This is a genomic window from Nostoc sp. FACHB-888, assembly GCF_014696655.1.
Lineage (GTDB): Bacteria > Cyanobacteriota > Cyanobacteriia > Cyanobacteriales > Nostocaceae > Nostoc.
In genome coordinates this window covers 1-13370 of sequence record NZ_JACJQM010000027.1, presented here as the reverse complement: position 1 = coordinate 13370, position 13370 = coordinate 1, and the positions used below count along the sequence as shown (strand labels likewise).

The 13370-nt window shown below is 41.9% G+C and carries 11 protein-coding genes; 7 read left to right on the top strand and 4 right to left on the bottom strand.

Annotated elements, in window-relative coordinates; genetic code table 11:
* Positions 1-76: 76 nt before the first annotated feature.
* The 4 genes from crtB (at position 77) to H6G26_RS18020 (ending at position 5806) form a co-directional block, all read left to right on the top strand.
* On the top strand, positions 77-970 hold the full coding sequence (gene crtB, locus H6G26_RS18035; RefSeq protein WP_190730561.1) for a cyanoexosortase B: 894 nt from the start codon (positions 77-79) through the stop codon (positions 968-970).
* A gap of 155 nt (positions 971-1125) precedes the next feature.
* Positions 1126-1848: a cyanoexosortase B system-associated protein gene (locus H6G26_RS18030; protein WP_190730616.1), complete on the top strand. Its 723-nt coding sequence runs from the start codon at positions 1126-1128 to the stop codon at positions 1846-1848.
* Positions 1849-2052: 204 nt separating this feature from the next.
* Entirely contained in the window at positions 2053-3405 is a 1353-nt protein-coding gene (locus tag H6G26_RS18025; RefSeq protein WP_190730560.1) for a polysaccharide biosynthesis/export family protein, read from the top strand.
* Positions 3406-3631: 226 nt separating this feature from the next.
* Positions 3632-5806: a tyrosine-protein kinase domain-containing protein gene (locus tag H6G26_RS18020; RefSeq protein ID WP_190730559.1), complete on the top strand. Its 2175-nt coding sequence runs from the start codon at positions 3632-3634 to the stop codon at positions 5804-5806.
* 248 nt (positions 5807-6054) lie between these two features.
* Here the strand turns inward: H6G26_RS18020 and H6G26_RS18015 are convergent, their stop codons facing one another.
* The 4 genes from H6G26_RS18015 to H6G26_RS18000 all read right to left on the bottom strand — a co-directional run bounded on the left by H6G26_RS18015 (position 6055) and on the right by H6G26_RS18000 (position 9360).
* Complete coding sequence (locus tag H6G26_RS18015) at positions 6055-6726, bottom strand: rhomboid family intramembrane serine protease (RefSeq protein ID WP_190730615.1); 672 nt, start codon at positions 6724-6726, stop codon at positions 6055-6057.
* A 125-nt stretch (positions 6727-6851) separates the two neighbouring features.
* Positions 6852-7571 (bottom strand): rhomboid family intramembrane serine protease, encoded by a 720-nt coding sequence (locus tag H6G26_RS18010; protein ID WP_190730558.1) that lies wholly within the window; start codon positions 7569-7571, stop codon positions 6852-6854.
* A 132-nt stretch (positions 7572-7703) separates the two neighbouring features.
* On the bottom strand, positions 7704-8183 hold the full coding sequence (locus H6G26_RS18005; RefSeq protein WP_190730557.1) for an MEKHLA domain-containing protein: 480 nt from the start codon (positions 8181-8183) through the stop codon (positions 7704-7706).
* On the bottom strand, positions 8146-9360 hold the full coding sequence (locus tag H6G26_RS18000) for an RNA-guided endonuclease TnpB family protein (RefSeq protein ID WP_190730556.1): 1215 nt from the start codon (positions 9358-9360) through the stop codon (positions 8146-8148). Before H6G26_RS18000 ends, H6G26_RS18005 begins: the two co-directional genes overlap by 38 nt.
* A 51-nt stretch (positions 9361-9411) precedes the next feature.
* Here H6G26_RS18000 and tnpA point away from each other — a divergent pair, with 51 nt between their 5' ends.
* From tnpA to galE, 3 genes are all read left to right on the top strand, one after another.
* Positions 9412-9813 carry an IS200/IS605 family transposase gene (gene tnpA, locus H6G26_RS17995; protein ID WP_190730555.1) on the top strand — a complete coding sequence of 134 codons (402 nt, stop codon included), beginning with the start codon at positions 9412-9414 and terminating at the stop codon, positions 9811-9813.
* A gap of 534 nt (positions 9814-10347) precedes the next feature.
* Complete coding sequence (locus H6G26_RS17990; RefSeq protein WP_190730554.1) at positions 10348-11757, top strand: sugar transferase; 1410 nt, start codon at positions 10348-10350, stop codon at positions 11755-11757.
* Positions 11754-12758, top strand: a complete 1005-nt coding sequence (gene galE, locus H6G26_RS17985) for a UDP-glucose 4-epimerase GalE (RefSeq protein ID WP_190730553.1) — start codon at positions 11754-11756, stop codon at positions 12756-12758. Before H6G26_RS17990 ends, galE begins: the two co-directional genes overlap by 4 nt.
* The last annotated feature ends 612 nt before the right edge of the window (positions 12759-13370 follow it).

The window sequence follows — 13370 nt, the reverse complement described above, 5'->3', positions numbered from 1 at the left end:
TGTGCTTTGTCAGTCGTCCTTTGCAAATGACCAATGACAATGACTAATGACCAATGACCAATGACTAATAAAAATCATGGCACTCCAGCAACAGGTTAAAAACAGAAGCGCGTCAGGCTTATTATATCTAGCTATTTTAGGCATTTTGCTGCTGCTTTATGCCCCTATATTGCTACACTGGTTGGATGGTTGGCTGCACAAAAATATCAGTACAGAACACGAATATTTCAGCCACGGGATTATTGGTTTACCATTTGCGGCTTATGTAGGTTGGATGAACCGGAAAAAGTGGACACGTTTACCAGATACCATCCATCCTTTGAGCGCTGTTTTGTTGTTATTAGGGGCAGTGTTTTATCTAAGCGGTGTTACAGAGTGGGTTAACCTTTCCTTGCCCGTTATACTGGCGGGATTATGCTTGTGGTTTAAAGGAATAGCAGGTTTGCGATTGCAAGGATTTCCCCTGCTACTAGTATTTTTGGCAACCCCAACAGCAGTACCTTATCTTATTGCTCCTTATACATTGCCTCTCCAAAGCTTCATTGCTGGCACAGCAGGCTTCATACTGAATCAATTCGGTATGGACGTAACCGTAGATGAGATAAATCTCTACGTAGGAGGGCGGATTGTGGAAGTTGCCCCTTATTGTGCAGGGCTGAAAATGTTGTTCACGACTCTCTACGTCGGCTTGATGCTGCTTTATTGGACAGACGCTTTGTCTTCACGCCGCATAACTATATCGTTTTTATCTCTTGCTGCGATCGTTAGTACTACTGCCAATATCATTCGTAATACTTTACTGACTTTCTTTCACGGCACAGGTCAAGAAGCGGCTTTTAAATGGCTGCATGACGGTTGGGGTGGTGATCTCTACTCAGCTTGTATGCTAGTGTCATTAGTGCCCTTACTCAATTGGCTTAATAGCTATTTTTCAGCATCTCTAGAAACTGAGCAAGAAGCAGAAAGTTAGAATTATTGGGCATGGGGTATGGGGCATTGAAAAGAGGCAAAGGGGAAAACTCTTCTCCCCTGCTCCCTTGCTTCTTCTCTACTCATAAATATTACTGAACTCATGGTGTGATTTTATAAAGTAAAATTTTGCCTAAGTATTATAAAATTTTACTGATGATTTCCTTCTCCAAGTTTTTCAAGGAAAACCAATTAAGTCAGGTAGCAGCACTTTTGTTATTGCTACTGCTGCTAGCAATAGGAGGGGTTCCCGGATATCGGACAGGAAAATGGCAATGGAAGCAGCCACCACCTGTTACTACCCTTAACGAGTTAAAACAGATCCGCAAGACTGGGTTAGTCCTTCCTGGTTGGCAAAGTGTTGAACAAGCAGAACAGCAAATTGGCGAACATAAATGGTCTTTGCAGGTAATTAAAAAAGAAGCTTCCGAATCTCAGGCAATCTTGCTTTTGCTGCCGCAAAATGGGCCTATGGATCAACCAGAGGTAGAGTGGACAGACGTTAACAGCTGGGGAAGATCGCGCTGGGGGAAGTGGGATATAGCTCAATATCGTTCTGCTGAATTTACTGTGAAACCACCTGCAAAGTTGGCTTCAAATGCCCATAAGAAAGTAGAAGCTAGGTTTTTTCGCGCCTCCACCCCACAACAAACCTTCGCTGTATTGCAATGGTACGCTATGCCAGATGGCGGAAATCCATCACCTTTACACTGGTTCTTGGCGGATCAATTGGCACAGTGGCGCAAGCAACGCACTCCTTGGGTGGGTGTGAGTATTCTGATTCCAATGGAACCTTTAGGGCAAGTAGAAACATCTTGGTCTTTGGCGCAGTCTATAGGAGAAACAGTGCAAGCAGCATTGATGGCAGGTCCTTTGTAGAGTCTGTTAAAGATGCCTTGGTGCAGAGATTCTTCAGTTGCATCTCTACAATCGCGTTTAGGTAGAATTATAAATTAAAATTGGCAAAACTTTTCTACTTTTTGTTGGTAAAATATTTGCAGACAAAAAAAATTTAGGACATTTATTTTTAGAGTAAAATGACCACTCGGCGCGACTAATTCTTATATCAGTTTTCCTGCACCGATGTTTATAAATTCCAGTTATTATATGCGTGCATCCAGCGCCCTGTGTTTTGTCAGTCTTCAAGTGGGAGTTTTCTTAACAACACCTATCCAACTTGTTGTTGCCCAGCCTTTTCTACCTCAAGTACAATCACCAAGGCAACCCCCTTCGCCTGTGCCAGGTACTGAAGTTGTACCTCAAGGTGCAAATGACGAAATTTCTCCTCAACTCAGCCGCTATCTTTTGGGGCCAGGAGATGTAATTAGTGTTGTGCTTCAGCGTCCTCCTGGCCCGTACCGCTTAGGAATAGGAGATGGAATTAGCGTTTCGGTTCAGCGCTTTCCAGATTTGAGCTTTCAAGCTTTAATCAACCCAGAAGGTAACATTGTGGTGCCGCTACTGGGAAAAGTTTCTTTACAAGGTTTAACTTTGGAAGAAGCTCAAGAAAGAATCCGCTTAGGTTTAAATCGTTATGTGGTTGATCCAGTAATAGTTTTAGGTCTAGCAACGCAGCGTCAAGACTTAAGTTTTCAAGCTGTAATTAGTCCAGAAGGCAACATTGTAGTGCCACAAGTGGGGACGGTATCATTACAAGGCTTAACTTTGGAAGAAGCTCAAGAAAAAATTCGCTTGGGTTTAAGTAGCATTGTACCCGATCCAATCGTAGTAGTAGCCTTGGCAGGCACGCGACCAGTTCAAGTTACCATTAGCGGGGAAATATTTCGACCAGGAATTTATCCGATTAATTCATCAACACCCCGTGTTGCTGATGCCTTGCTAATATCTGGTGGTTCAACATTAAATGCAGACCTGCGACAAGTGCAAATACGCCGGAAGTTAATCGATGGTTCTGTGATTTCACAAACTATTGACTTATATGCAGCACTGCAAGATGGCGGTTCAATTCCTAATTTACGCTTACAAGACGGAGATGCGATACTCATCCCCCGTCGTGAAGTTGGTAATGATGACGGTTATGACCGCAATTTAGTAGCACGTTCATCCTTAGCTACACCACAGATTAGAGTCAGGGTTTTAAACTACGCCGCCGGAGGTCTTTCGATTCAAGCACTACCTAACGGGAGTACATTTGTAGATGCTTTAGGAGGAGTAAATCTCGACACTGCTAATCTCCGGGATATCGCTCTGGTTCGCTTTGATCCTGAACGAGGTCAAGCTGTTACCCAGAAACTTGATGCAAAAAAAGCTCTAGGAGGCGATGCATCTCAAAATGTGGCTCTTCAAGATAATGATGTTCTTGTTGTTGGTAGGAACCTCATCGGTAGAATTACTAATTTCTTGACTACCATTACCCAACCCTTCTTCAATGTCCAGTCTTTCCTCCGATTTTTTGACGACTTTGGTGGTAGGTAAAATTAGTGACTCTAAAAGAAGGATACAGGCTGGAAATAGTTTGGAGTGGAAGAAGCCACATCTCCAAGTTCGCATTAAATTTATTAAAATATTTGAAGATATCAATTGAGATATACAGTAGGAAGTTAATAGCGCCCTTGCCTTCTATCAAAGCCACTATCTTTAGTTTGGTGCTTCCTAAATTTTGAATTTTGAATTTTGAATTTTGAATTGGAGCGAAGCGACCATGACCCCACCAATTGTTAAACGCTATCTTATTGCTTTTGAAAAATACAAGTGGATTGGACTAGCTAGTTTTGGTTTAGTTGTAGTGGGGTCAACGGTGGTGGCTATGCAGCCAGAGCCACCTACTAACTACATAGCATCTGCCGCACTTACCTATGCTGGCCCACCAGTTTCTTTCTCTGCAACTGGTAGTCAAATCCAACAGCAAGGAAAGGAACTAAATCAGGATGTTTTATTATCAAACCAGATAATTGCGACAGTGGCAGAGAAAGTAAATGTCAAACCGCAACAACTGGGTACAAATGTTGTCCTTACTTTACCTAAAAAAAATCCCAGGACTGGAGAACTTGAAACAAGTATTTTTGAACTGAAATATGTAGATAGTGACCCCAAACGAGCCATTGAGGTCTTGACTGAATTGATGCAATCAATGATTAAGTTGAGTAGTGACATCAATACTGGGCGATTACAAGCAATTATTGAAAAGATTAATGAGCGTTTACCACAAGCTAAACGGGAATTGCAAATTGCAGAAAAGAGGCTGGAACAGTACGATCGCATAGAGCGAACGGCAATATTAGCAGCAGAGAATGGTAGCTTGTTAAGTGCTATTACTAACAGCCAAAATCTACAACGGCAAATTCAATTAACTATTTCTGGGGTTGATGGTCAAGTTGGCAGTTTAGAAAATAAGTTAGGTTTATCAGTCGGACAAGCTTATATCTCTTCTGCTTTGAGTGCCGATCCAATTATTGGTAACTTGCGAGCGCAAATTTATCAAAGCGAGTCGCAAATTGCCTTACTCATAAAAGATTTGCGACCAGAACACCCAACGATGGTTCAGTTGCAGCGTCAGAAACAAGCTGCTGAGGAATTGCTGCAACAACGTGCCTCTGAAGTATTAGGCGGTGATGGTACGGCGGCTCCGCTTCGGGGTAGCGTTGCAGGTATTCGCGCCCAAAGTAGCTTAGATCCAGCCCGCCAGCAGTTGGCAAATCAAATGGTGTCTCTGCAAACCCAACGGGAGACGCTGGAACAACAACTAGCTCAAGAAATCCGACAAGAAGCGCGACTACGGCGAGAGTATTCTCTGATACCCAATAAGCAATTAGAACGATCGCGTTTAGAACAAGAGGTTGGACTTAAAAAAGCCATATATGACCAAATGCAGGCAAAGCTAACCGATTCTAAAACCGCAGAGGCAGAAACTACCAGCAGCCTCAGCATTGCCAGACGCCCCACAGCAGCTGCGGAGATAAAACCTCCTAAGAGTGTACCTATTACCCTTGCTGTGGGTGGTTTATTAGGTGCCTTAATTGGTGGCGGGGTAATATTTTTGTTGGGAGCGCTGGAAGGGACTTTCAAAACCAGAGAAGATATTCGCGACAGCCTCAAGCAACGCGAAGTGCCACTGTTGGGAGAATTGCCTTTAATGCCAGTTGATGATTTGCCTCAAGAAGCAGTGCCGGTGGTACTTTCTGCGGATTCTCCTTATTTAGAATTTTACGAAAAATTCCGTAGTAATCTACGCCGGATTGGTGGTAACGCCTTGAAGGTGGTGTTGATTACTAGCACCAGTAGCCTAGAGGGTAAGACAGCAAGTGCGTATAACTTGGGTATAGCTTCAGCCCGTGCTGGTAAAAGAACCTTAATTATCGAAGCAGATTTGCGATCGCCTTCTCGTTGTACATCCTTGAATGTAATTCCTGACCCCGATGCCACCATTGAACCCCTGCGTTATTACGCTAATTTAAGTGAATGTATTCGTTTAGTTCCTGATGTGGAAAATTTATACATTATTCCCAGCCCTGGACCTGTGCGACAATCGGCTGCTATTCTTGAATCCAGCGAAATGCGGCGGCTGATGGAGGATGTCCGCGAACGCTTTGATCTAGTTATTTTAGACACTAGCTCACTTAGCATATCTAATGACCCTTTGTTGATCCAACCTTACAGCGATGGCATGGTACTTGTGACACGACCACACTATACACAAGAAAATATGTTAGGTGAAGCTATTGATCAATTGGTTGAATCGGAACTGGGGTTATTGGGAACAATTATTAATGGTACGGATATCATTGTTTCTCTACCTGAACAAGCCGTACAATCATCAAGATTTACGTCTGAAGCACAAGAATCAGAAGAACTTTCAGCAGGTGCCAGCAAAAACTAATACTTTCCCAAATGTAGCAGTCTTAAATCATTTGTAAAAATAAATTAAGCGCAGAGGCACAGAGAAGCTAGTGCGTTGGGCGAGTTCCCCGACTTGTAGCAACTGGCAGGACGCAAAGAGAAAAATCGGAGATTTTCACGACTCATTTAGGATTACTACAGGGAATTGCTAAGATAGCATCTCCTCATTTTGGATTGTTTAATATGACTTTGGGTGAAACCGTAATGAACTGAGGGTGAAAATTTCAATTAGTCCTGCCTAAACAACCCAAATAGGGGAGCGAGAATTACTCCAAAAACAAAACCCCCGATGTGCGCCCAATAAGCAACTCCACCAGTTTGCACAGTCATATTAGCGGCTGTTTGCAGGGTGACAAGACCGGAAATTATATTCTGCACAACAAAAAGTCCAATTATTATTAATGCTGGAACTCTAATTGTGGTAATGAAAATCCCTAAAAATATTAAGGTCATGACCTTAGTGTGGGGAAAGCGGATAATGTACGCACCCAAAACGCCAGAAATTGCACCACTTGCCCCTAATGAAGGAATTTCAGAATTCGTACCAATGAACCATTGGCACAACGCAGCTAAAGCACCACACGCCAAATAAAAAATCAGATATTTGGCATGACCCAATCGATCTTCAATATTGTTACCAAAAACCCAGAGAAACACCATATTCGAGATTAAGTGCCACCAACCGCCGTGTAAAAATTGCGACGTAAATAAGGTTATCCACTCTCCACTCCAATTGGTGGTTAACTCTTGAGGTATTACTGCATATTGACCTAAAAACTGATTCAATTGTGCATTTGGCAGGCTCACCTCGTGAAGAAAAACTACAATATTCATGCCAATTAACCCGTAGGTGAAATACGGGGTAATTCGGGTTGGATTTTCGTCGTAGAGGGGAAACACAGGTGTTTTTCCTAATTTATTGGCTAATTGCAATATAACTTGTAAGGCTAGCAGTTGCGAAGCTTGGAAATTTCACCTTTTTAATCAATTAGCCTAATTGAAAGCCCTGAGAATATCCTGAAAAATTACTGATACCAAGATTCTTTTAGCGATTTGTCGTTAAACAAACCCAACAGTGGACCAAGAATTGCCCCAAAGATAAACCCGCCTGCATGGGCCCAATAGGCAATACCGCCGCTTTCCATACCGATGTTGGTACGTGTTTGAAGACTAGCAAGCCCGTAGAAGGCTTGTTCGAGAAACCAGAATCCCAAAAAGAAATATGCCGGGACACGGAAAGTCGGGAAGAAAAACCCTAAAGGCACTATACCGAGAACTTCGGCGTTGGGAAAGCGGAGAATGTATGCTCCTAAAACGCCTGCGATCGCACCACTTGCACCCAAAGAAGGAATGCTAGAATCTTGAGCGAAGAACCATTGGGTCAAGGATGCCAAAACACCACAAGATAAATAGAACAGCAAATATTTGGCATGGCCTAACTTATCTTCAACGTTGTTACCAAAAATCCACAGAAACAGCATATTGCCAGCTAAGTGCAAGAAACCACCATGCAAAAATTGCGAGGTAATCAAAGTTGCCCACTCTGGTACTGGTTGATGTAGAGAGATACCACCAAAACTTAAAGTCAGTTCTCGTGGAACTACAGCCGCAAGGTGTAGAAATCCATTTAATGCTTGGGGGGGAAGATTTGCTTCATAAAGAAAAGCGAGGACATTAGCAGCAATCAGCCCATAAGTTACATAAGGCGTAATTTTTGTAGGATTATTATCTCTAATTGGAACCACGGGCGTTTTTCCTGATTTTTAAGACACTAATCCCAAAATACTGATTTCTGGTAGTAGTTTCTTCTACCTCGTGGATGGATCTCGTTTTCACTAAGTAATTAATTAGTATTTATATTATGTATGAGCCAGTAATCATGTAATAAACGTACACTTAGAGTAAACTGCTGCCTGACCGCATAATTTATTCTGCTCATCTAAGAGATTCCAGAGGATGCCATCTTGGATCTTAAAGCGTTTGCCAGTACTGGTGATCCGCACACCAGAAAAATAGCTAAACCCTTTAGTTGCTGCTTCTTTTAAGAGGCGATCGCGTTCTTCCTGCACTACTTCTTCAGCCGATTTCCGCGAAGGCATCATAGTAAATTCCTCCCAAGAAAGCTCCCATAGTTCCAACGCTTTGCGATTACCATAGTTAAAAATTGGGTCTGACTCCGTGCCGTGAGAAACTAAGGCAAATGGTGCTTCAAATAGAGCCTGTGCTGTTTCAAGTGGCGAAGCATTGGCATCCAGTAAAGAATTTCCCGTCCAATGCTGAAAACTATTTATTAGGTATTGGCTGTGGAGATTGAAATACTCACCGTCCTGAAGGAGCGGTGATTCTTGACGCTTCAACGGATTCTGCTACCGAAATAGTCTTACAATTCCTCTGCGTCCGTTTAGAGTCGTGGCGATTCCCCATCCCGACTTGTTCTATATTTTTAGCTGCGTTCCCATCTCTATCGTGTTCAGTGTCGCAATTTAAGCAAAGTATTGAACGAATAGAGAGGTCAACTTTGCCCCATTTAAATCCACATTCGGAGCATACTTGGCTTGTAGGTTCCCATCTGTTAACTGTACGAAAATCACGGTTAAGTTTTTCGGACTTAGCCTCGCACAGGTTTCTAAATTCTCTCCATCCCTGCAAACTGATTACTCTAGATAATCGACGGTTTTTAACCATTCCTGACACGTTTAAATCTTCCAAAATGATTACTTGATTATCGTTAACTATTTTGGTTGATAGCTTGTGCAAAAAGTCTTTGCGAGTATCAGTTATTTGATTATGAAGCTTTGCGATTTGTATCCGAGTTATTTCCCAACGATTAGATCCTTTTACCTGACGAGCAAGCTGACGCTGTTTGCGTCTAAGCCGTCTATCCAAGGGTGAATAATTAGGACTTTTAGCCGTTTCGCCATTACTCATGAATGCAAAAGTTTTCAAACCTAAATCAATACCTATGCTTTGGTTTTTGGCATCAATATGAATAGGCTCAACTTCTACTACAAAACTTAAGAAATAACGATTAGCACAATCCTTGATTACCGTAACTGAACTAGGCTCAGATGGTAATTCTCTTGACCAAATTGGTTTAATTGCCCCAATTTTAGCTAGATAAACTCCTCCATCTTTTACAGAAAAACCTGCTTTGGTAAACTCGGCTGATTGCGAGTTAGTCTTTTTCTTAAATCTAGGCACACCAACCTTACCACCTTTTCTTTTCCCGTTACGAGAGTTAAAAAAGTTTTTGTAAGCAACATCTAAATGTCTAAGAGACTGTTGTAAAGGCACTGAAGAAACATCAGACATCCACTTTCTCTCATCAGTCTTTTTCGCTTGAGTAAGCATTGCTGAGAGTTTGTTGTATCCTGGTAGTTTTGTCGAGCGGGTACGCTCTCCCGCTACGCTAACAGACTGCTTACAGAAAGCCAAGGCATCATTCCAAGCTACCCGAACACACCCAAACAACTGAGCTAAACTCTGTCCTTGTTGGTCTGTCGGGTAAAATCTATACCTATACCTAGCTTTCATGCCTTGTAGTAAAATTGGTCTACTAAAATATCTTACATTGGTCAGTCATACATGGCAAGTAGTTTAAGGAAAGAAAGACACAGTGTTTCAGACCTAAAAATACATTTGGTCTGTGTTACCAAGTATAGAAGGAAAATATTTACTAATGAAAGCCTTGATCTAATCCGCAAATCTTTTGTGGAAGTTTCAAAAAAGATGGACTTTAATGTACTTGAATTTAACGGGGAATCAGACCACATTCATGTGTTAATTGAATTTCCACCTAAGCTCTCAATATCTCAAATTGTTAATGCGTTAAAAGGTGTGTCTAGCCGTAGGTATGGTCAAGCTGGATACCCTAAACCTTATGGTAAGCAAGCTCTATGGAGTCCTAGTTATTTTGTATCTTCGATAGGAGGTGCGCCCCTTGAAGTTCTCAAAAAATACATCCAAGACCAAGAAAAGCCGTGCTAGAAGCACGGGGTTTTAAACCCATTTTTCTGATAACCTTGAACTCTTATCCTCTGAATAGTCGAGTGCATCGAGGTTGCCATGCCACGTGTCTGGGATGCTCGTACACTTATCTTGATTTTGTTTGGAGCTATTAGACTCAAATCTTTGGTTTTTCTAAACCCTTATTTATACCATAATAATTGTGCAATAAACTATTCAAAAAGTTTTATGTCTTTGTAGATTGAAAAATTAAATAGGAATTCTGTATCTCTTCAAATAGTTCCGTAATTTCCACATGGCTGAATAGCTAAAGTTAAGTTTACAAATAAAGCATTCATAAATGCAGAATAGAACACGTAGGATTTTTTTTAGATTAAGTTAAGTAAACTTTATTTTAAATATTAAAATAAAGTTTACGTTGACGATTGTCCGTTATGTATTTTTTTAGGTGTTTTAAGTTCTTTCTAGATATCAAAATCTGATGCTAAAAGTTTCGAGCAAATCATTGCTTGTACACAATTTTGTCATGTCTACTGTAATTAGTAATATATGCAAATGACTATTACTCTTGCTGTTGGCAAAAAAACCAAGAAGTTATATCAGACAGATAATATCCTCTGTTTATTATTGTTGTTAACCGATATTGTGGGTTTATTGTTGAGTTTATCTCTGTCATTATGGTTACGATTAGAGCAAAATCTGAACAGTTTTGACCCTCTCATATATTTATTTTTTTTCCTAGTTCTCGCAGGGCTGTATTTAGCAGATACTTACCATCCAGATACCCAAATAGCAGGTTTACGCGCTCCATCACGCATTTTGATTAGTAATGTTGTTATTGCCAGCATTGTTGCAATTCTGGTTTACTTTACTGGAATTTGGGGTAAAGATATAGTCTTGAAACGAGGAATTTTGCTCCCCAGCTTAGGCATATTTACCATGTGGGCTATGGTATCAAGATTATGGGCAGCAAAGTGGGTGCGATCGCAAGCTCAACACAGCCGTTGGCTAATTTTGGGTGCAGGTCAAAAAGCGATTCTATTTGGCAAGACTTTTCTAAAACACAGTTCATTAGGGCGCTTGGTTGTTCTAGCAGCACCAGAGGCGAACACCAATGAGTTAGCAGAAAGTAATCGAGTTTCTGTAGGAAGCCTCAATGACTTACCCCAATGGAGTCAACAATCTTGGTCAGGGGTAATAGTAACAACCCCAACGGAATTATCTAGTGCAGAGATACAGCAGTTGATGCAGTTACGTTTATCTAGTGTCTCCATCTACGGGATTCCTGATATTTGTGAAACCTTATGGCAGAAACTTCCCTCATTTCTGCTTCAAGATAACTGGCTGGCTTTTGGTACTGGTTTTAATTTAACGGCTGACAGCATTAGTCAAAAGCTCAAGCGGTTCTTAGACATTCTTTTGGCATTGTTATTATTCCAGTTTTTATCTCCAATGTTGTTGCTAGTAGTACTGGCAATTAAGTTAGATAGTCCAGGCCCGGTGTTCTACACACAGATGCGGACTGGTTTGGAAGGAAAGCCCTTTAAAGTTTATAAATTTCGTTCCATGTATCAGGATGCGGAAAAACGAGGAGTGCAGTGGGCCAAGGAACGAGATCCCCGAATTACTAGAATAGGGCGCTGGTTACGCCTAACTAGAATCGATGAACTACCACAGATTTTGAACGTTCTCTGGGGAGAAATGAGCCTTATTGGCCCCCGTCCAGAACGGCCGGAATTTGATATCAAGCTGCGAGAAGAAATTCCCTACTATGACTTACGTTATGTCGTCAAACCCGGAATTACAGGCTGGGCGCAGGTCATGTATCCCTATGGCGCATCAGTAGAGGATGCTTACGAGAAATTAGCTTATGACCTCTACTACATCAAAAATTATTCCCTAGCTTTGGATTTAGCGATCATTTTCAAAACCATTCGGGTAGTGTTACTGGGCAAAGGCAGATGAATAACAAAGTTTTAGTTACTGGTGGAGCAGGATATATTGGCTCTCATGTAGTTCGTCAGTTGGGCGAAGCTGGTTACGATATTGTGGTCTATGATAATTGTTCTACAGGTTCGCCCCAAGCAGTATTATCTGGTGAGTTAATTATTGGTGATTTAAAAGATTCAGAACGTCTTTCTCAAGTATTTCGTCAGCATGATTTTACGGCTGTGTTACACTTTGCCGCCAGTCTGAATGTACCCGAATCTGTTGCTCATCCCTTAGATTATTACGCTAACAATACTCGCAACACCCTAAATTTACTGCGTTGTTGCAGCAATATGGGTGTGAACCGAATTATCTTTTCTAGTACAGCAGCTGTCTATGGGGAACCAGCAACGAGTGCTGTCACTGAATCGACACCAACTGAACCGATTAACCCCTATGGCCGATCAAAACTTTCTTGTGAATGGCTGATTCGTGACTATGCAAAGGCTTCTGATTTACATTACGTAATTTTGCGATATTTTAATGTTGCTGGAGCAGAACCTGGTGGACGATTGGGGCAGATGGCAAAAGAAGCATCTCATTTAATTCGAGTTACGTGTGATGCTGCACTCAAACGCAAACTTGGAGTAAAAATTTTCGGTACAGATTTTCCTACACCAGATGGAACGGCAGTTAGAGACTACATTCATGTTGAAGATTTAGCAGCAGCACATATAGATGCTTTGGCTTATTTAGAGCAAGGTAACGAAAGCCAAATTCTGAACTGTGGTTATGGGCAAGGATACAGTGTCCGTGAAGTTATCGAACGGGTTAAGGTTATTTCTGGGGTAGATTTTCCGGTTATTGAAACAGAACGCCGCCCTGGTGATCCTGCTTGTGTGATAGCTGGTGCTGATAAAATCCGCAAATTACTGGGTTGGCAACCAAAATATAATGATTTAGATCAAATTGTGTCCACTACCCTAGCCTGGGAAATGCGCCGGAAAGATTTGCTGCTGGCATCCTCCACACGCTGATTTGGAGTACCCACTTGAGCAGAACCTATAATATAGCAATCCGATTTGATTTCTGAATCACTCGTAGAGGTAAGGGACTGGGGACTGGGGACTGGGAAGAAGGAATAAAGGTGTACTGAGTTTTGTTTAAAAATCAAATATAAGTCCTATATGATGTCCGCTTTATCAAAAAAGCTTCATGTTCAAAACCTCGCCTGTAGGTGGCGCGATCGCGGTAGCGTCTCGTAGAGAAAAAATCCTTGTATCTTAAGGTAGGTAAAAACCCCGGCTCTAGTGTCAGGCTGAGTTTAATTGCGTTAGCGACGTAGGAGCGTCATTGCGAAAAAGCGAATTGCGGCGAATTGGATTTATGTAGCGGTTCTCAATTGCGTGAAATACAGACCTAACCCCAGCCCCTTCCCTGCGTTCGCGCAGCGTCTCGTTGGCGAAGCCTCTCGTAGAGAAGAAAGGGAAAGGGAGTAAGCATCAAAGCCTCTTTCCTTTTAGGAGCTACGGTGTATACACAAGTCTTCTAGAGTTGCGGCACAGCCTTTTGATCCCCCCAACCCCCCTTAAAAAGGGGGGCAAAGAGCTCTCAAAGTCCCCCTTTTTAAAGGGGATTTAGGGGGATCA

Bases quoted from the DNA above. Each gene is read 5' to 3' on its own strand.
- tnpA (WP_190730555.1), top strand. From the start codon at position 9,412: ATGGCAAGTAGTTTAAGGAAAGAAAGACACAGTGTTTCAGACCTAAAA.
- H6G26_RS18030 (WP_190730616.1), top strand. From the start codon at position 1,126: ATGATTTCCTTCTCCAAGTTTTTCAAGGAAAACCAATTAAGTCAGGTA.
- H6G26_RS18000 (WP_190730556.1), bottom strand. From the start codon at position 9,360: ATGAAAGCTAGGTATAGGTATAGATTTTACCCGACAGACCAACAAGGA.
- crtB (WP_190730561.1), top strand. From the start codon at position 77: ATGGCACTCCAGCAACAGGTTAAAAACAGAAGCGCGTCAGGCTTATTA.
- H6G26_RS18025 (WP_190730560.1), top strand. From the start codon at position 2,053: ATGTTTATAAATTCCAGTTATTATATGCGTGCATCCAGCGCCCTGTGT.
- galE (WP_190730553.1), top strand. From the start codon at position 11,754: ATGAATAACAAAGTTTTAGTTACTGGTGGAGCAGGATATATTGGCTCT.
- H6G26_RS18020 (WP_190730559.1), top strand. From the start codon at position 3,632: ATGACCCCACCAATTGTTAAACGCTATCTTATTGCTTTTGAAAAATAC.
- H6G26_RS17990 (WP_190730554.1), top strand. From the start codon at position 10,348: ATGACTATTACTCTTGCTGTTGGCAAAAAAACCAAGAAGTTATATCAG.